Annotated in this window: 9 protein-coding genes; 2 read left to right on the top strand and 7 right to left on the bottom strand. The window is 70.9% G+C overall.

Going from position 1 to position 20193, the window contains the following annotated elements; all coding sequences use genetic code 11:
• From ACWD3H_RS30005 to ACWD3H_RS29975, 7 genes are all read right to left on the bottom strand, one after another.
• On the bottom strand, positions 1–3126 hold the full coding sequence (locus ACWD3H_RS30005; protein ID WP_451957384.1) for a non-ribosomal peptide synthetase: 3126 nt from the start codon (positions 3124–3126) through the stop codon (positions 1–3).
• A gap of 64 nt (positions 3127–3190) precedes the next feature.
• Complete coding sequence (locus tag ACWD3H_RS30000; protein WP_451957383.1) at positions 3191–5755, bottom strand: AMP-binding protein; 2565 nt, start codon at positions 5753–5755, stop codon at positions 3191–3193.
• Between the two features lie 178 nt (positions 5756–5933).
• Entirely contained in the window at positions 5934–6989 is a 1056-nt protein-coding gene (locus ACWD3H_RS29995) for a LacI family DNA-binding transcriptional regulator (protein ID WP_451957382.1), read from the bottom strand.
• Positions 6976–8595 carry a glycoside hydrolase family 13 protein gene (locus ACWD3H_RS29990; RefSeq protein ID WP_451957381.1) on the bottom strand — a complete coding sequence of 540 codons (1620 nt, stop codon included), beginning with the start codon at positions 8593–8595 and terminating at the stop codon, positions 6976–6978. Before ACWD3H_RS29990 ends, ACWD3H_RS29995 begins: the two co-directional genes overlap by 14 nt.
• A gap of 50 nt (positions 8596–8645) precedes the next feature.
• A complete protein-coding gene (locus ACWD3H_RS29985; RefSeq protein ID WP_451957380.1) occupies positions 8646–9515 on the bottom strand; it encodes a sugar ABC transporter permease in 870 nt (289 codons plus the stop codon).
• A complete protein-coding gene (locus ACWD3H_RS29980; RefSeq protein ID WP_451957379.1) occupies positions 9512–10504 on the bottom strand; it encodes a carbohydrate ABC transporter permease in 993 nt (330 codons plus the stop codon). The genes ACWD3H_RS29985 and ACWD3H_RS29980 overlap by 4 nt, the downstream gene beginning before the upstream one ends.
• Positions 10505–10528: 24 nt before the next feature.
• Entirely contained in the window at positions 10529–11821 is a 1293-nt protein-coding gene (locus tag ACWD3H_RS29975) for an extracellular solute-binding protein (RefSeq protein ID WP_355559783.1), read from the bottom strand.
• Positions 11822–12188: 367 nt separating this feature from the next.
• Here ACWD3H_RS29975 and pulA point away from each other — a divergent pair, with 367 nt between their 5' ends.
• Both pulA and ACWD3H_RS29965 read left to right on the top strand, forming a co-directional pair.
• Positions 12189–18062, top strand: a complete 5874-nt coding sequence (gene pulA / locus ACWD3H_RS29970) for a pullulanase-type alpha-1,6-glucosidase (RefSeq protein WP_451957378.1) — start codon at positions 12189–12191, stop codon at positions 18060–18062.
• A gap of 93 nt (positions 18063–18155) precedes the next feature.
• Positions 18156–20189, top strand: a complete 2034-nt coding sequence (locus ACWD3H_RS29965; RefSeq protein WP_451957377.1) for a carbohydrate-binding module family 20 domain-containing protein — start codon at positions 18156–18158, stop codon at positions 20187–20189.
• The last annotated feature ends 4 nt before the right edge of the window (positions 20190–20193 follow it).

Below are 20193 nucleotides of genomic sequence, written 5' to 3'. Positions count from 1 at the left end.
TCAACCCTCCCCGCGCAGGCGCTCGACCGCGGCGGCGACCGCCTGGATCGTGGGATCGTCGTAGTAGACGTGGAGCGGCAGGTCGGCGCCCAGGCGCAGGCGGACCCGGGAGGCGATCTGGGTGATGGTGAGCGAGTGCCCGCCCAGCTCGAACAGGTCCTCCTCCGGACCGACCTCCGCCGCCCCCAGCACCTCGCACCAGATCTCGTGGAGCTCGGCGGCCACGCCGCTGTAGGTGACCGGCACCGCCGGGCCCGCTCCCGCCTCCCGCTCTCCTCCCGTGTCGAGGGCGGGCAGCGCGGCCCGGTCGAGCTTGCCGTTCGCGGTGAGCGGCAGCGGGGACAGGCACACGAAGTCGCTCGGGACCATGTACGGCGGGAGCGTCCTCGCGCAGTGCTCCCGCAGGTCACCGGGGACGGCCTCGGCCTCCAGGTAGGCGATCAGCCGCCGCTCGCCCTTGCCGTCCTCCCCGGCGAGCACGGCCGCGCGGCGGATCTGAGCGTGTTCGAGCAGCCGGGCCTCGATCTCACCCGGCTCGATGCGGTGGCCGCGGAGCTTGATCTGGTCGTCCAGCCGGCCGATGAACTCGATCAGGCCGTCGGCCCGCCTGAGCACCCGGTCGCCGGTGCGGTAGAGCCGCCCGGGGCCGAACGGGTCGTCCGCGAACCGCTCGGCGGTCAGCCCGGGCCGGTTCCGGTAGCCGTCGGCGATGCCGTCGCCCGCGACGCAGAGCTCACCCGGCACCCCGATCGGGAGCAGGCCGAGCCGTTCGTCGAGCACATGGACCCGGGTGTTGGCGAGCGGCTCGCCGATCGGCACCGCCGTGACGGGTTCGGTGATCTCCGCGCTCATCGACCAGATCGTCGTCTCGGTGGGCCCGTAGACGTTGATCAGACGGCCGGTCCTGCGCAGGATCTCGCGGGCCAGCGGGGCGGGCAGTGCCTCCCCCCCGGCCAGCGCCGTCACATGCGGCAGGTCGAGCCCGGAGTCGAGCAGCATCCGCCAGCCGGACGGGGTGGCCTGCACGTGGGTCACGCCGCACCCGGCGATCCTGACGAGTTCGCGCCCGTCCCTGACGGCGTCGCCGGGGACGATGACGACCCGGCCGCCGGTGACCAGCGGCAGGTAGAGCTCCAGCGCGGAGATGTCGAACGACAGCGAGGTCAGGGCGAGCCAGCCGTCCCCCCGGCGGGAGCCGAGCCGGTCGCGCATGGCGAGCAGCAGGTTGGTCAGGGCTCGGTGCGGGATCTCCACGCCCTTCGGACGCCCGGTGGAGCCGGAGGTGTAGATGACGTAGGCGAGATCCTCCGGCGACGGCCAGCCGAGACCCGCCGGCTCTTCCGAGCCGGCCGGAGCGGAGCGGACGGCCGGCTCGGCCGGGTCTTCGAGGACGAGGGTGGGGATCTCGAATCCGGCCAGGCGGTCCCGTGTCGCGAGATCGGTCAGGAGCAGCCCGGCGCCGGAGTCCTCCAGCACGAAACGGAGCCGCTCCTCGGGGTGTCCGGGGTCGAGCGGCAGGTAGGCTCCCCCGGCTCGCGCCACGGCCAGCAGCCCGACCAGCGTCGCCGGCGAGCGCCCCGCGCAGATCGCGACCAGCGTCCCCGGGCCCACCCCCTCGGCGCGCAGCCGCCCGGCCAGGCGGTCCACAGCCGCGCGGAGCTCCGCGTAGGTCATCGAGTCCGTGCCGCACTCGGCGGCCGTGGCGTCCGGAGTACGGGCCGCTTGCACGGCCACCAGCTCGGGCAGGGTGAGCTCGGGGTAGTCGGTTGTGGTGTCGTTCCAGCCCGACAGCAGCTGCTCGGTCTCCTCCGCGCCGAGCAGCGGCAGCCCGGCCAGGGGCGCGTCCGGTTCGGCCGCCGCCGCGGCGAGCAGCGTCCGCCAGTGGGCGGCGATCCGCTCGGCGTCGTCGCGGCCCATGGCCTCCGGGTTGTACTGGAGGACGACGCCGAACCGGTCCTGCCCGTCCACGATGTGCACGCGCATGGCGCCGCGGACCGTGTGGTTGAAGAGCGCCCACTCCACGTGGGCGTCCACGCCGAAGAAGGCGGGCGCGGCCTCGCGCCTGCGGTAGCCGAGCGAGACCGGCGCGAGCGAGACGCCGGGCCGTACGCCGCTGACCGCCCTCGACAGCGGCACCTCCCTGACCCGGTAGAGGCCACGCAGGTCGGAGCGGAGCCCGTAGCCGAACCGCTGGTCGGCGACGAACCGGCGGAAGCTCCAGTCCGGCTGGAGCCTGGCCGTGACGGGCAACTCGTTGACGAAGGCACCGAGGTGGTGGCGGGTCTCCGGCGATCGGGTGCCCAGATCGACCGCGACGGTCGGCTCGGCGTTGCCGTACCGGTACAGGAGCACGTGCAGCGAGGCGAGCACGATCTCGAACCTGCTGGCACCGATCTCCTCCGACAGCCGGCCCAGTGCCTCCCGCGCCTCGTCCGCCAGCGCGAACTCCACGGCCGCGCCCTCGACCGCGCCCTCGACCGCGCCCTCGACCATGGTGGCCACCTCCCCCGCCGGTCCCGGCAGGGTCACCTCCGCCGGTTGGCGCCACCGCGAGTTCCAGAACTCCCTGGCGAAGGAGAGCCCGGCCTCGACGCGCCCGGCGCCCGGCTCCTCGTGGCGCAGCTCGGGCAGGTCCGCGGAGGTTCCGGTGACCTCGGCCCGGTAGAGCTCGGCGAGGTCGCGCAGGAGCACCGAGGTGGACTCGCCGTCGAAGACGATGTGGTGTGCCACGACCAGCAGCGTCGCCCGCCCGGCGTCCTCCCGGTACAGGACCGTCCGCACCAGGGGTCCGGCGGCCAGGTCGAAGGGGCGCAGGATCTCGGCCCGCACCAGTTCCGCGAGCCGTTCCCGCGGGGTGTCCAGCACGCGTAACTCGGGTGGGACGGCGGGTACCAGGTAGGGCACGCCCTGCCGCTCCTCGACCGCGCGGGCCAGCACGGGATGGCGGGCGACGAGCGCCTCCCAGGCGGCGGCCAGGGCACCCGCGTCGAGGGGGCCGTCGAAGGTGACGGAGAACGGCATCGTGTAGACGGTCCCGATGCCGCCCAGCCGTTCGTTGAACCATATTCCCTGCTGGGCGAGCGAGGCCCGAACGGGTGCGGAGACGATCTCGGACGTCACTGGCATCACTTCCGATCTCAGATGAGGGCTCGGGGGAGAGAGCTCATCAGGGGAGGAGTCAGGGGGTCGATCAGGGAGCGAGGAGGTCGCACAGACGCTGGAACCCCCGGCCGAGGTCATCGGCGGCGGGGCCCGCGCAGACGCCGGACATGGATCCGTCCGGCTGTTCGGTGAGGGTGAGGGACGGCCCGCCGTCGCCGGGCGGAGCCGCGGGCAGCGGGTACGGTTCGGACTTCAGGCCGGGCAGGTACGGCTCAGGACGGAAGCCCTCGAAACGGAACCGGCCGGCATGCCCCGCCGCTTCCGGCACCGCTTCGGCGAGGCCGATCAGCGCGGCGGGATCGACGAGATCGCCGGGGATCGCGATCCGGACGGGCACGTCCAGCGCGAGCGGGCCGACCAGGGTGGCGTGGGCGGGTTCCGAGCGCCCCGGCTCGCGCACGAGCACCGTCGGCTCAGGCAGGCCCCCGGCCCGCGACAGCGCGGCCGCCCAGCAGGCCAGGGCCACCTCGGCGGGTGCCACCCGGCGGGCCCGCGCCACCTGCCGCAGCCGCCCGGCCGTCTCGGGCGGCAGGCTGAAGCCGTATGCCGCGGCGACACCGGCCGGGAAGCGCGGGAGCGGTGACGGGGACCGGGAGACACCTGGGGCCGGGGGGCGGGTGGCGGCCCAGCCGGAGTAGCTCGCGGTGGCCGGCGGGGCCGGTGCCGTACGCCCCGCGAGAGCGGCGGCGTAGGCGGTGCCGAGCTCGTACAGGACCGTCTCGAGTGACCAGTCGTCACAGGCCGGCGCGGAGGCGCAGAGCACCAGCAGGGACCCGCCGGAGGCGGGGTCGGTCAGGATCGTCCTGAGCAGCGGCCCCCGTTCGAGGTCGAAGCCCCGGGACAGCTCGTACTCGACGGCGGCCTCCACCGGAACGCGGACGAGTTCGGGCTCCGCCTCCGGCACGATCTCGGCGACGCGGACACCGTCCAGCACGGGGAAGGTGAGCCTCAGCGCCTCGTGGGCGGCGGCGACCTCGCGGAGCGCCCTGCGCAGGATCCCCGGGTCGACGGTGTCGCGCACCCGCATCGCCACCCGGATTGTCTCCCCGCGGGTCAGCGGTCCGGCCTGCCCCGCGGTCAGCGGGACCCGGCGGCCCCGCGCGGCGAACAGCTCGCGGACCCCGGACTTCAGGATCTTCCCGAGGTCGTTGCGGGGGAACTCCTCGACCGGCACGATCCTGGTCGGCAGCTCGTGGCGGGCCAGCCGCCCGGACAGGAAGTCGCGGATCTCGTCCATCGGCACCGGGTACGCCAGCCGTACGGCGGCGGCGGGCATCGCGCCCATCACGGGGTGGGGAACGCCGACGACGGCGGCCTCCGCCACCGCCGGGTGCTCGTGCAGTACCGCCTCGATCCGCACGGTCGAGACCTTCAGGGCCCCCGACTTGATGACGTCCGTCTCCCTGTCGGACAGGTAGAGGTAGCCGTCGGCGTCGAGGTGGCCGACGTCGCCCATCCGAACCCAGCCGTCGCGGAAGACCAGCGCGCTGCCCTCGGGGTCGCCCACGTAGGAGCGCGGCGGCGCCGGGGAGCGCAGCCAGACCTCGCCGGTCTCGCCCGGAGCCAGCCGCTCCCCGTCCTCACCGAGGATGCGCAGGTCACCGGGGTCGGTGGCGCGGCCCAGGGAGGTGGGCCTGGCGGGATCGACGATCATGGTGGTCTGGGCGGGGACCGCCTCGGTCGAGGTGTAGTAGTTGACCAGCGTCGCCCCCGGGAAGGCGACGGCCAGGTCCTGGGCGACGGACGGGGGCAGCGCGGCGGCCGAGGAACTGAGCAGCAGTACCCCGGACAGGTCGTGTCTGCGATGGGCACCGGAGCCGAGCAGTTCGATGGCCATGGACGGGACGAGGAAGACGGTGCCCACGCGGTGGGCCTCGATGAGGCGGCAGAACTCCTCGGGCTCGAATCCGGGGAGGGTGAGCGCGGCCGGGTGGGCGGTGAGGGCGTCCATCAGCATCATCTGCGCGGCGTTCGTCCCGATGGGGAAGGCGTGCAGGAAGCGCTCGGAGTGGGCGTAGGCCCGGCGGCGAGGACGTAGCGGGCGGCCGTGGGTCAGGTTGGCGTGGGTGGCGCCGACGCCCTTGGGGGTGCCGGTCGTGCCGGAGGTGTAGATGATCTGGGCGAGGTCGCCCGGCCGTACCTCGACGCCGCCGATCGGCGAGCCGTCACCGCTGTCCGGCACCGGTGACCACCACCGCCCGGGGTCCTCCTCGGCGGGCGCGGGGGCCTGCCGCCCGTGCAGCACGCCCGTGGCGGCGCAACGCCGCAGGGTGTCGCGTATCTCATGGTCGCCGAGGCGGGCGGAGAGCGGCACCGCCACGCCGCCGGCCTTGAGCACGGCGCAGAAGGCGACGGCGAAGGCGGGCCACTCGTCCCCGCCGAACAGCAGGCCGACGCGGTCTCCGGGACGGAGCCCGCGCGCGAACAGGCCGCGGGCGGCGGCGTTGGAACGCCGTTCCCACTGGCCGAAGGTCAGGTCGCCCGATCCGTCGGCGGACTCACCGGCGACGAGGGCGGGGCGGTCGGGATCGGTCTCCGCCCGTGCTGCGAGCAGCCGGGGAACGGTGGGCGGAGCCGGGTCGTGCACACTCATGCCGGCCTCCTGGGCGGGCGCGCGAGATCGGTGGATCGAACGAGAGTGAGATGCCGGACCGTGGGCGGCCCGGATGGTGCACATGCCGGGGAGAGGGACCGGCGGTGATGCCGGTCCCCTTGAGGAGAAGGGCGGGAATGGATTCGGGCGACGGGAGGGGGTCAGGGGAGAAAAGTCGTCACCGGAGCACCTTGGGGCCGGATCCCGTCGATCCCCTGACGATGAACTCGGGCTGGAAGATCAGTTCGGAGTGCTGTCCCAGTGTGCCGGCGATGGCCTCCAGCAGGGTGTGGACGGCGGCGGTCACCATCGACTGGACCGGCTGGCGCACGGTGGTCAGCGGCGGGTCGGTGAACGCGATCAGCGGCGAGTCGTCGAACCCCACCACCGACACCTCCCCCGGCACCGAGAGCCCCCGGTCACGGCAGGCCCGGATCGCCCCCAGCGCCATCAGATCCGACGCGCACACGATCCCCGTACAGCCGCGCATCAGCAGCTGCGCCGCCGCCGCCTGCCCGCCCTCCACCGAGAACAGCGAATGCGAGATCAGCTCATCGACCTCCGTCGCCCCCAGCAACTGCGCCATCGCCCGCCGGTACCCCTCGATCTTCCTGATCACCGGCACGAACCGGCTGGGACCGACGGCCAGGCCGATCCGCTCGTGTCCCAGGTCGACCAGGTGCTGAACGGCCAGCCGCGCCGCGGCCCGGTCGTCGGGTGAGATGAAGGGGGCGGGGACGTCGGCGGCGTGCCCGTTGAGCAGGACGATGGGCACGCCCTGCCCGATCAGCTGGGTGTAGCGGTCCGAGCGCGCGGTGACGTCGGCGTGCAGTCCGGAGACGAAGATGATGCCGCTGACCCCGCGCTCCACGAGCAGTTCGGTGAACTCGTCCTCGACCGCGCCGCCGGGCAGCTGGGTGCAGAGCACCGGGGTGTAGCCGTACTGGGTCAGCGTCTTCTCGAACGCCTGGGCGAACGCCGGGAAGATCGGGTTGTCCAGTTCCGGGGTGACCAGGCCGATCAGCCCGTTGCTGCGCTGGCGCAACCGCTGCGGGCGCTCGTACCCCATGACGTCCAGCGCGGCCAGCACCGAGCGCCGGGTGACGACGGAGACCCCCGGCTTGCCGTTGAGCACCCGGCTGACCGTGGCCTCGCTGACCCCGGCCTGCGCGGCGATGTCGGTCAGCCGGGCGGTGCCGTTGCCGAGCGGGCCGACGGCACTAGGAGGCGTCATCGCGTTGCCACCAGACGGCGGAGTCGGACGCGAGCCGCGCGACGCCGCCTTGGACGACCGGCTCGGCGCTGGCCAGCAGGACCCGCCCGGGGGCGGGCAGTTCCACGGGGTCGCCGGTGAGGTTGACGGTGCAGGTGAAGCCGGCGTCGCGGGTGAAGGCCAGCGTTCCCTCCGGGGAGTCGAGCCAGGCCAGCGGGGTCTCACCGAAGGCCCTCCGCTCGCGCCTGATCCGGAGCGCGTCGCGGTACAGGTTCAGCGTGGAGAGCGGCTCCTCCAGCTGGGACTCGACGCTGAGCGGGCCCCAGGAGGACGGTATGGGGAGCCAGGTCCTGTTGACGCCCGGCCGGCTGAAGCCGAAGTGCGGCTCGCCGTCGGACCAGGGGAGCGGCACCCGGCAGCCGTCACGGCCGTCGTCGGGGTTGCGGAGCCGCTGCGGGTCGCGCAGGAACTCCTCGGGAAGGTCGAGAACCTCGGGCAGGCCGAGCTCCTCGCCCTGGTAGACGTAGGCCGAGCCGGGCAGGGAGAGCGTCAGCAGGGCCGCGGCGCGGGAGCGGCGCAGACCGACCTCGCCGCCGCCGTACCGGGTGAGGTGGCGCTTGACGTCATGGTTGGAAAGCACCCAGGTGCTGGGCGCGCCGACCAGCCCGGCGGTCGCCAGCGACTCCTCGATGACCGCGCGGAACCCCTCCGCCTCCCAGGGGGTGTTGAGGAAGTGGAAGTTGAACGCCTGGTGCAGCTCATCGGGACGGACGTAGTTGGCCAGCCGCTGCGGGGACGGCGCCCACGCCTCGGCGACGCCGATCCGCTCTCCGGGGTAGGAGTCGAGCAGCCTGCGCCAGGCGCGGTGGATCTCGTGCACGCCGTCCTGGTCGAAGAACGGCACCACGTCGGTGCCGATCATCCGGATCTGGTCGCTGTGCCCGATGTCGGGCAGCCCCTCGGCCTTGACCATGCCGTGGGCGACGTCGATGCGGAAGCCGTCGACCCCCAGGTCGAGCCAGAACCGCAGGATCGACTCGAACTCCGCGTGAACCTCGGGGTTCTCCCAGTTCAGGTCGGGCTGCTCGGGTGCGAACAGGTGGAGGTACCACTCGCCGTCCGGCAGCCGGGTCCACGCGGAGCCACCGAAGACCGACTCCCAGTCGTTGGGCGGCAGCTCTCCGGCCGCGCCCCGGCCCTGGCGGAAGATGTAACGCTCGCGCGCGGGGGCTCCCGGACCCGCCGCCACCGCCTCCGCGAACCAGACGTGCTGGTCGGAGGTGTGGTTGGGCACCACGTCCACGATGACCCGCAGGCCGTGGCCGTGCGCGTCGTCGATCAGCGCCCTGGCGTCGTCCAGCGAGCCGAAGATCGGGTCCACGTCCCGGTAGTCGGCCACGTCGTAGCCGAAGTCGGCCATCGGCGAGGTGAAGAACGGGGTGAACCAGATCGCGTCGACCCCGAGGTCCGCCAGGTACGGCAGCCTGCCGCGCGCGCCGAGCAGGTCACCCACACCGTCGCCGTTGCCGTCGGCGAAGCTGCGCACGTAGACCTGGTAGATCACCGCGTCGCGCCACCATCGGGTGGCGGTCCCGGCAGCACGGTCCGCGTAGACAAGCTCGGTCATGTTAAATCCCCCGATCAGGTGACATGTCAGGACGTGATAGCACGGTGGTGTTACGACTTCGTGGCACCGGCGGTAAGTCCGGCGACCAGGTGCCGCTGGACGAGCAGGAAGACGATCGCCGCGGGCACCGCGATCAGCACCGCCGAGGCGGTGAGCAGGCCCCAGTCGGACCAGTGCTGGCCGACGAACTGCTGGAGGCCGATGCCGAGCGTGCGCTTCTCCTCCTGCGACATGAACACGGTGGCGTAGGCCACCTCGCCCCAGGCGGTCATGAAGGAGTAGAAGGCGGTGACCGCCAGGCTGGGCCTGGCCAGCGGCAGGATGACCCGCCAGAACGTGCCGAACGGGGTCAGGCCGTCGACCATTCCGGCCTGGTCGATCTCGCGCGGGATGGAGTCGAAGTAGCTCTTCATCATCCACGCGCAGAACGGCACCGCCACGGTCATGTAGGCGATGACCAGCCCGGCGATCTGGTTGAGCAGCCCGAGGCCCGCCATCAGGTTGTAGAGGGGGACGATCAGGATCGCCACCGGGAACATCTGGGTGACCAGCAGCGTCCACATCACCCCGCGGTGGCCGGGGAAGCGGAAGCGGCTGATCGCGTACCCGGTCGTGGAGGCCAGGAAGACGCCGATGACCGTGGTCAGCCCGGCGACGATCACCGAGTTGAGCAGCCAGGTCGGGAACTGCGTCTCGGTCAGCACCCGGACGTAGTTGTCCAGCGAGGGCTGGTTGAAGATCTCCAGTTCGCTGGAGAGCCAGCCGTCGCGCGGCTTGAGCGAGGTCAGGAACAGCCAGACGATCGGGAACAGCGAGACGGCGACCGCGGCGAGCAGGGTTCCGTGCAGCAGGATCGACTTCCCCACACCGCGTTCCCCGCGCCTCCGGGCGCGCCCGGCGGTGGTGGTGACGGTGCTCACCAGACCTCCCCTTGCTTGCGCAGCGAGCGCCGGTAGACCACGGCCAGCACGACGAGGAGCAGCAGGACGATGACTCCCCAGGCCGCGGAGTTGGAGTAGTTGCGGACCCCGGTGAACGCCTCGCGGAAGGCGTAGGTGACCAGGATCTCGGTGGAGCTGCCCGGCCCTCCCCCGCTGATCAGGTAGATCACCGGGAACATGTTGAAGGTCCAGATCGTGCCCAGCAGGACGACGGTGCTCGACACGGTGCGCAGGCCGGGGACGGTGATGAAGCGGAAGCGCTGCCAGGGGGTGGCACCGTCCACCTCCGCCGCCTCGTAGAGCTCACCGGGGATCGACTGGAGCCCGCCCAGCACGGCGACCATCATGAACGGCACGCCCATCCAGACGTTGACCGCGATGACCGCGATCTTCGCCGTGGTCGGGTCGTCGAGCCAGCCGACCGCGCCGAGGCCGGCGGCCTTGAGCATCGCGTTGATCACGCCGAAGTCGCTGTTGTAGAGGTAGCGCCAGATGAACGCGGAGACGAATCCGGGGATCGCCCACGGCAGGATGAGCAGCAGCCGGTAGGCCGAGCGGAATTTGAGCCTGCGGTTGAGCAGCAGCGCCAGGCCCAGACCCAGGCCGTAGTGGAGCGAGACGCAGGCGACGGTCCACACGACGGTCCAGATCAGCTTCTCCCAGAACAGGCCGCTGGTCAGGATCGCGATGTAGTTGTCAAGCCCGACGAACTCGTAGGTCGAGGGGATGACGTTGACGCCGATCGTGCGGCCGATGTTGGCCTCGGTCGCGTCGGTCAGGGACAGGTAGACGCCTCGGGCCAGCGGCCAGCCGATCAGCAGGCCGGTGACCAGGATCACCGGGGCGACCATGGCCCAGGCGTACCAGTGCCTGCCCACCGCTCGCCGGAACGGGCCGGTGCCCTGGTGGCGGCCCTGGCCGCGGGCGCCGTCGGCGCCCGCGGCCCGGTCCCTGGCCGTGCTGTTCACACGTCCAGTCGAGAGCGCCACGGATCAGCTCCAGTCCTTGAAGATGCCTCGGTACTGGTCGTCCACCTTCTTGAGCATGTCCTCGGGGGTCGTCTTGCCGCCGACCAGCGACTGGTAGCCCTCAAGGAGCGGCTGGAAGAGCTGACCGCCCTCGGGGATCCACGGCCGTGCGGTCGCGGTCTCCATGATGGGCTTGAAGACGGCGACGTCCTTGTTGGCCTGAACGTCGGGGTTGTCGTAGGCGGAGACGCGGGTCGGCAGGAGGCTGATCTCCTTGGCGACCTTTGCCTGGGCCTCCGGGGTGCTCATGAAGCGGACGAACTCGTAGGAGGCGTCGATGTTCTTGGAACCGGCGTAGATCGCCAGGTTCCAGCCGCCGGTGGGGGCGCCGGCCTTGACCGAGCCCGCCGGGACGGGGGCGATGCCCAGGTTCTCCTTGTCCTTGAACTCCTTGCCCTGGTAGATCTCCGACAGCGCCCACGGGCCGTTGTAGATCATCGCGGCCTTGCCGTCCTTGAGGGCGGTCATCGCGTTGGCGTAGCTGTCCTGGATCGCGGGCTTGGGCGCGGCTCCGGAGGCGACCAGATCGGCCACCGAGGCCATCGCCTTCACGTTCGCCGGGGAGTTGACGGTGATCTTCTTGTTCTGCACGTCGAGGAGGTCACCGCCCTCGCCGTACATGAAGGGCAGCAGGAAGTAGGAGTCGACGTTGAGCGCGAGGCCGTTGGCCCCGGTCTTCTCCTTGACGTCGAGCGCGGCCTGCTTGAGCTCCTCGACAGTGGCGGGAGCCTTCTCGTGGCCGGCCTCCGCCAGGAGCCGCTTGTTGTAGATGAGCGCGAGGGTGTCGGTGACCTGCGGGACGGCGTACGTCTTGCCGTTGAACTTGGTGCTGCTCAGCGGACCGGCCAGGAAGTCGGACTCGTTCTCCACGGCGCGGCTGCCGTCCAGCGGCTGCAGGTAGCCCAGGGAGGCGAACTGGGAGGTCCAGGCGACCTCCGAGCGGATGACGTCCGGGGCCCCCGTACCCGCCTGCGCCGCGGTCTGGAACTGGTTCTGCGCCTGGTCCGAGGGGACGTTGACGTACTTGACCTTGATGTTCGGATATTTCGCCTGGAACTCGTTGATGAGCGCCTGGAACGTCGGACCCTCGCTGTCCGGCCGGACGGTGTCCCACCAGGTGATCTCGCCGCTGATCTTCGACGGGTCCGTCGCCGCGGACTGGGCGGGGGCCGCCGTGCCGGCGTCACCGCCACCGCAGGCGGAGACCGCCAGGGCGAGGGCCGCGACGATCGTCGCAGCCGAGAAGGCTCGCCGCATGTGTTTCTCCTCAGGTTCAAGGGGACCGGCCAGGGGCGGGGGAAGCCGCCCGGCCGGGTCTGGAGTACGCCGGACGTTACGCCGACGTGAACCCCATTGGAAGAACTTTCTGCAAGAGTCTGCAAAGTCGTTACAAAGTACTCCAAAACCGGGAGGCAAGAGACCTCGGGCCGGAGAGCGCGACGGAGGCGGCGCCATCCCCCGGATGGCAAAAAGTACTATTTATACACTTTTGCTCCTTCATTGACCCGCTACGGCCTCCTCCAGGTTTTCCCGAATTCAGAAAATTGCCGCAAGGGATTGCATAGAGCAATCCCAGTGAGTAACTTCCGGGCAACACCCTCGAAACAACTACCGTGGAGGCCCCGTGGTCTGGCCACTCCCCCCACGGCGCGCGAGAACCACCTTCCTGAGGGGCGCCGCGCTCGCGGCAGCCCTGATCGTCACCCCCCTCGCCGCCACCCCTCTCCCCGCCGCCGCCTCCGCCACCGGTACCTCCGGGTCCGCGGTGTCCGCCCCGGCCTCCGTCTCGGCCTCCGTCTCGGCCTCCGTCTCGGCCCCCGTTTCGGAACGCCCCGCCGAGCCCGTGGTCTCCGCGCTGAGCCGCACCGCCGAGCCCTCGGACAGTGACCTGGCCCGCGACGCGCTCCGCGCCGACCTGAGCCGCGAGCGCTTCTACTTCGCGATGACCGACAGGTTCGCCAACGGCGACACCGGCAACGACCGGGGCGGCCTGTCCGGCGACCGGCTCACCACCGGCTTCGACCCGACCCACAAGGGCTTCTACCAGGGCGGCGACCTCAAGGGGCTGCTCGGCAAGCTCGACTACATCAAGAACCTGGGCAGCACCGCGATCTGGATCACTCCGGCGTTCGTCAACCGCCCCGTGCAGGGCACCGGCGCGAACGTCTCGGCCGGCTACCACGGCTACTGGATCACCGACTTCACCAGGATCGACCCGCACCTGGGCACCAACGCCCAGATGAAGGAGCTGGTGCGCGAGGCGCACCGGCGCGGGATGAAGGTCTTCTTCGACATCATCACCAACCACACGGCCGATGTGATCGACTACGCGGAGAAGACCTACTCCTACCGGTCCAAGGGCGCCTATCCCTACGTCGACACCGACGGCGTGCCGTTCGACGACCGGGCCTACGCGGGCAAGAACACCTTCCCCAAGGTGGACACCGGCTCGTTCCCGTACACCCCGGTCGCTCCCGAGAAGGCCAAGACCCCCTCCTGGCTGAACGACCCGACGATGTACCACAACCGGGGCGACTCCACCTTCAGCGGTGAGAACGACCAGTACGGCGACTTCTTCGGCCTCGACGACCTGTGGACCGAGCGTCCCGAGGTCGTCAAGGGCATGACGGACATCTACCAGACGTGGGTGCGCGAGACCGGCCTCGACGGCTTCCGCATCGACACCGCCAAGCACGTGAACATGGAGTTCTGGGAGAAGTTCTCCCCGGCGCTGCGCGGCTACGCGGCCCAGCACGGCAACAAGCGGTTCTTCATGTTCGGCGAGGTCTACTCCAGCGAGCCCGCCTTCACCAGCCGCTACTCCACCCGGGGCCAGATGAACGCCACCCTGGACTTCCCCTTCCAGGAGGCCGCCCGCTCCTTCAGCGGCGGCACCGCGGGCGCGGCGCGGCTGGCCCAGCTGTACGCCGGCGACGACTACCACACCGACGCCGACAGCAACGCCGCGTCGCTGCCGACCTTCCTCGGCAACCACGACATGGGCCGCATCGGCCGTTTCATCTCCCAGGACAACCCCGGCGCGCCCGACTCCGAGCTGCTCCGCAGGGACCTGCTCGCCCACGAGCTGATGTACCTCACCCGGGGCCAGCCGGTCGTCTACTACGGAGACGAGCAGGGCTTCACCGGCAAGGGCGGCGACCAGGACGCCCGCGCGTCCATGTTCGCCTCGAAGACCGAGAGCTACCTGAGCGACGACCTGATCGGTACCGACGCGACCCACGCGCGCGACAACTTCGTCCCCTCCCACCCGCTGTACCGGGGCATCTCCGCCCTGGCCGCGCTGCGCGACGCCCACCCGGCCCTGGCCGACGGCGCCCAGATCGAGCGGCTCGCCTCAGGCGGCGTCTACGCCTTCTCCAGGATCGACGCCGCGCGGCAGGTCGAGTACGTCGTGGCGGTCAACAACGCCGAGCAGCCGGCGAACGCGAGCGTGCCCACCTTCTCCGCGGGCGCCGCCTTCACCAGGGTGTACGGGGAGGGCACCGCCGCGCTCACCACCGGCTCGGACACCAAGCTCGCGCTCACCGTCCCCGCCCTGTCGGCGGTGGTCTACAAGGCGTCCGCGAAGCTCACCGCCCCGTCCGCGGCCCCGGCCGTCTCCATCGCCCTGCCGGGAGCCGAGATCAGGGGCACCGCCGAGGACGGCCGGATCCCGGTCACCGCGACCGTACCGGGAGGTGGCTTCGACCAGGTCACCTTCGCCGCCAAGGTCGGCGGGGACGCCTGGCGGGTGATCGGCACCGACGACGCGCCGAACGCCTCCCCCGCGGGCCGTACCTTCCGGGTCTTCCACGACCTGCGCGGCATCGCGGCGGGCACGAAGATCTCCTACAAGGCGGTGGTGAAGGACTCCGCGGGCCGCTTCGCCTCGGCGAGCGCGGCGGCGACCGTCGGCGCCGAGCCCGCCCCCGAGGAGCCGGGCGCGGTCAAGCGCGACTGGCTGGTCGTGCACTACCAGCGCGAGAACTACGACGGCTGGGGCCTGCACGTCTGGGGCGACGTCGAGAACCCCACGGAATGGGCCGAGCCGCTCAAGCTCACCGGCGAGGACGCCTATGGCCGTTTCGCCTGGATCAAGCTCAAGCCCGGCGCGTCCAATGTCGGAATCATCGCCCACAAGGGTGACGAGAAGGACGGCGGCGACCGGGTCGTCAACCCCGCCAGGAACGGCGAGGTCTGGCTCGCGGAGGGGAACGCGGAGACGCACCTGTCCCGCGCGGCCGCCCAGGGCTACACGACGATCCGCTACAGCCGGCCGGACAAGAACTACGACGGCTGGGGACTGCACCTGTGGGGCGACGGGCTCGCCGACGGGGTGCCCACCGAGTGGGCCACCCCGCGCCCGCCGGACGGCACCGACTCCTACGGCGCGTTCTGGAAGGTCCCGCTGAAGAACGCCTCGACGCCGGTGAACTTCATCATCCACAAGGGCGACACCAAGGACCCCGGCCCCGACCAGTCGTTCACCCCGGCACTCCAGCCGGAGGCCGTCGTCGTCTCGGGCGTGGCGAAGATCCACCCGACCCGGGCCTCGGCCGAGAACGTGGCGATCCTGCACTACCACCGTCCCGACGGGAAATATGAAGGCTGGGGACTGCACCTGTGGGGTGACGTGGCCCAGCCCACCGAGTGGGCCACCCCGCTCCAGCCCACGGGCGAAGACGCCTTCGGCGTCTACTTCCGCGTCCCCCTGACCGAGGGGGCCAAGAACGTGAGCTACATCTTCCACAAGGGTGACGAGAAAGACCTTCCCGACAACCAGGCGCTGGACCTCACGGCGACCGGCCACGAAGCCTGGCGGATCGCGGCCACCGAGGGCTACCTGCTGCCACAGCCGGCGGCACGCGGCGCGGACGCCGACCTGTCGAAGTCCTCGGCGCACTGGATCGACCGCGGCACCGTGGTGTGGAAGGTCGAGCCGTCGTCCTCGCTCCGGCACTCCCTGGCCTTCTCCGAGAAGGGCGACATCACCTATGCCAAGGGCGACCTGACCGGCGACATCCGGATCATCCGCCTCCTTCCCGGAGCGCTCACCGAGGCGCAGCAGGCGAAGTGGCCGCACCTGGCCGGGCACGCCGCGTTCACCATCGACCCGCGTGACGCCGACCTCGTCGGGAAGGCACTGCGCGGCCAGGTCGTGGCCGTCGAGCGCGACGCCTCGGGCGCGCTGCTGGCCGCCACCGGCGTGCAGTTGCCCGGCGTACTCGACGACCTGCACGCCAAGGCGGCGACCGCCGGCCTCGGCCCCTCATGGAGCGGTGGCACGCCCGGCCTGTCGGTCTGGGCGCCGACGGCGCGCAAGGTCGAGTTGGCGCTCTACCGCGACCCCTCCGGCGGGGCCCGCACCGTCCACGCCATGCGGCGCGACGACGGCACCGGCATCTGGTCGGTCCGCGGGCAGCAGGGCTGGAAGAACCGCTACTACACCTTCCTGGTCACGGTCTACGCGCCCGCCGAGGGCAAGATCGTCACCAACGAGGTGACCGACCCCTACAGCCTGTCGCTGGCCGCCGGCTCGGGCCGCAGCCAGCTCGTCGACCTGTCCGACCGTTCCCTGCGGCCCGACGGCTGGTCGTCACTTGCCAAACCCAAGGCGGTGCCGCAGGAGAAGGCGTCGATCTACGAGCTGCACGTGCGCGACTTCTCCGCCTCCGACACGACGGTCCCCACCTCCAGCCGCGGCACCTACTCGGCCTTCACCGGCGACTCGGCGGGGATGAAGGAGCTGCGCGGGCTGGCCAAGGACGGCCTGACCCACGTGCACCTGCTACCCGTCTTCGACGTCGCGACGGTCCCCGAGCGCAGGGCGGAGCGGACCGAGCCCGACTGCGACCTGGCCTCGATGCCCCCCGACTCCGAGGAGCAGCAGGCCTGCGTCGCGCGCACCGCGGCAGGAGACTCCTTCAACTGGGGCTACGACCCGCTGCACTACACGGTGCCCGAGGGCTCCTACGCCGCCGACCCCGAGGGGTCCTCGCGGATCAAGGAGTTCCGGAGCATGGTCGGCGGGCTGAACGGGGCGGGGCTGCGGGTGGTGATGGACGTGGTCTACAACCACACCCACGCCGCCGGCCAGGACTCCACCTCGGTGCTCGACCGGATCGTGCCCGGCTACTACCATCGGCTGCTCGACGACGGCACCGTGGCCACCTCCACCTGCTGCGCCAACACCGCGCCCGAGCACGCCATGATGGGCAAACTCGTCGTCGACTCCATCGTCACCTGGGCCCGCGAGTACAAGGTGGACGGCTTCAGGTTCGACCTGATGGGCCACCACCCCAAGGCGAACATGCTCGCGGTCCGCGCCGCCCTGGACAGGCTGACCGTGGCCCGCGACGGCGTGGACGGGAAGTCGATCATCCTGTACGGGGAGGGCTGGAACTTCGGCGAGGTCGCCGACAACGCCCGCTTCGAGCAGGCCACCCAGGCCAACATGGCAGGCACCGGGATCGGCACCTTCAGCGACCGGCTCCGTGACGCGGTCCGCGGCGGCAGCCCGTTCGACCCCGACCCGCGGGTCCAGGGCTTCGGCTCGGGACTGGCCGGGGCGCCCAACGGGTCGCCCGCCAACGGCGACGAGGCGCAGCAGCGGGCCCGGCTGCTCGGCTACCAGGACCTGATCAAGGTCGGGCTGGCCGGCAACCTCCGCGACTACACCTTCACCGCCTCGAACGGCAGACAGGTCAAGGGCTCGCAGGTCGACTACAACGGCTCCCCCGCCGGATACACCGCCTCGCCGGGCGAGGTCGTCACCTATGTCGACGCCCACGACAACGAGACGCTGTTCGACGCGCTGGCCTACAAGCTGCCGCAGGCCACCACCATGGCCGACCGGGTGCGCATGCAGTCGCTCTCGCTGGCCACGGCCGTGCTCGGGCAGGGCACCTCGTTCGTGCACGCCGGCAGCGAGCGGCTCCGCTCCAAGTCGCTGGACCGCAACTCCTACGACTCCGGCGACTGGTTCAACCGGCTGCTCTGGGACTGCTCGGCGGGCAACGGCTTCGGCGCCGGGCTCCCCCCGAAGGCCGACAACGAGGACAAGTGGCAGTACGCCAAGCCGCTGCTCGCCGACCCGGCGCTGAAGCCGGACTGCGCGGCGATCGGCGCGGCCCGCGCCCGCTACGGCGAGCTGTTGAAGATCCGCTCGTCCTCCCCGGCCTTCGGTCTCGGCAGCCTGGCCGAGGTGCAGAGGCGCCTGACCTTCCCGACCAGCGGCACCTCGGAGACCCCGGGTGTCGTGACCATGCACCTGGACGCCTCGGGGATCGACCCGCGCTGGAAGTCGATCACCGTCGTCTTCAACGCGACCCCCGAGACACGGCCGCAGACCGTCGCCGCGCTGAAGGGCACCCAGGTGACGCTCCACCCCGTCCAGACGGCCGGCGACGACGCCGTCGTGAAGCAGTCGACGTTCGACCCCGCCACGGGCACGCTGACGGTCCCGGCACGCACGGTCGCCGTCTTCGTCCAGCCCTGACCCCCGCATATCCCGGAAAGACGGCCGGGCCAGGTGTTGCAGCACCCGGCCCGGCCAGGGAACCCGTCCATCGATCCTGGAGGCCCCCCACTCATGCAACCCTACAGAGTCATCGTTGCCACGGCGTTAAGCGCGCTGGCAGGCGCCGCGGTCGTGGTGCCCGTCGCGCTGAGCACCCCCGCCCAGGCGGCACCGCCCACCCCCGGCCCGATCGTCAAGCTGTGGAACTGGAACTGGAACTCCGTCGCCAGGGAGTGCACCGACGTCCTCGGCCCGGCCGGATACTCCGCCGTGCAGGTCTCGCCGCCGAGTGACTCGATGTCCAAGGGCGGCTCGGTCTGGTGGGACATCTACCAGCCCGCCCGCTACACCCTCACCAGCAAGTTCGGTGACGAGAACGCGTTCAGGAACATGGTGAACGCCTGCCACGCGGCGGGCGTCAAGGTCCACGCCGACGCCGTCATCAACCACATGACCGGCCAGGGCAGCACCAGCTACGGCGGCTACAGCTTCGGCAAGTACAACTACCCGGGGCTCTACTCCTCCGCCGACTTCCACTCCCCCGTCTGCGGGATCAACAACTCCGACTACAGGAACGACGGCTGGCGGGTGCAGAACTGCGAGCTGGTCGGTCTGTCCGACCTCAACACCGGCTCCGAGTACGTCCGCAACCAGATCGCCGGCTACCTCAACAAGCTGACCTCCCTGGGCGTGGACGGCTTCCGCATCGACGCCGCCAAGCACATCAACCCGGGCGACCTGGCCGCGATCAAGGGCAAGCTGACCGGCTCGCCCTACATCCACCAGGAGGTCATCCAGGGCGACAACGAGGCGATCACGCCGAGCCAGTACACCGGGATCGGCGACGTGCACGAGTTCGTGTACGGGCGCAAGCTCAAGGAGCAGTTCGCCGGGCAGATCAAGAACCTGCAGAGCTTCGGCCAGAGCTGGGGCCTGTCGGTGCCCAGCGACAAGGCCGTGGTCTTCATCGACAACCACGACACCGAGCGTAACGGCTCGACCATGAACTACAAGTACGGCGACGCTTACAAGCTGGCCAACGTCTTCATGCTGGCCTGGCCGTACGGCACCCAGCGCGTTTACTCCGGGTTCACCTGGGGCGACAGCGAGGGCGGCCCGCCGTCCGCCAACGGCGGCTTCGTCACCGACGTCAACTGCGGCAGCGGCCAGTGGACCTGCTTCCACCGCCAGATGAGCGGGATGGTCGGCTTCAACCGCGCCGTCGCCGGCACCTCGGTCGGCAACTGGTACGACAACGGCAACAACGTGATCGCCTTCAGCCGCGGCAACAAGGGCTGGGTCGCGATCAACAACGAGAGCGGCAGCGTCACCCGTACCTTCTCCACCGGCCTGCCCGCCGGAACCTACTCCAACGACGTGGGCGGCGGCACGGTGACCGTCGACTCGAACGGCTCCGCCTCGGTGACCGTCCCCGGCAAGAGCGCGGTCGCCATCCACGCCGGCGGCGTCAGGCCCACCGACCCGCCGCCCGGTGACGCGACCGTCTACTACGCCACCGGCTGGACGACCGCCAACATCCACTACCAGCCCACCGGCGGCGCCTGGACCACCGTCCCCGGCGTCGCCATGAACGAGACCGCCTGCACCGGCTGGAAGAAGAAGACCGTCGCCCTCGGCACCGCCACCGGGCTCAAGGCCGCCTTCAACAACGGCGCCGGCACCTGGGACAACAACGGCGGCTCCGACTACACCATCGGCCGCGGGGTGAGCACGGTCAAGAACGGCGTCGTGACCGCCAACGCCACCTCCCCCTGCGGCCCCGAACCCAGCCCCACCCCGACGGTGAACCCCGGTAAGGTCGCCACCTCCTTCAACGCGAACGTGACGACCTCCTACGGCCAGAACGTCTTCGTGGTCGGCGACATCGCCGAACTGGGCAGTTGGAACCCGGCCAACGCGGTGGCGCTCTCATCGGCCGACTACCCGGTCTGGAAGGTCACGGCCAACCTGCCGGCCAACACCGCGGTCTCCTACAAGTACATCAAGAAGAACCCCGACGGCTCGGTGACGTGGGAGAGCGACCCCAACCGGTCCTTCACCACCCCGGCGAGCGGCACCGCGACGCGCAACGACAGCTGGCGCTGACCTT

The organism is Streptosporangium sp. NPDC002607 (assembly GCF_053592655.1).
The sequence above is the reverse complement of the archived record's forward strand: the minus strand, read 5'-3'. Positions and strand labels throughout refer to the sequence as shown.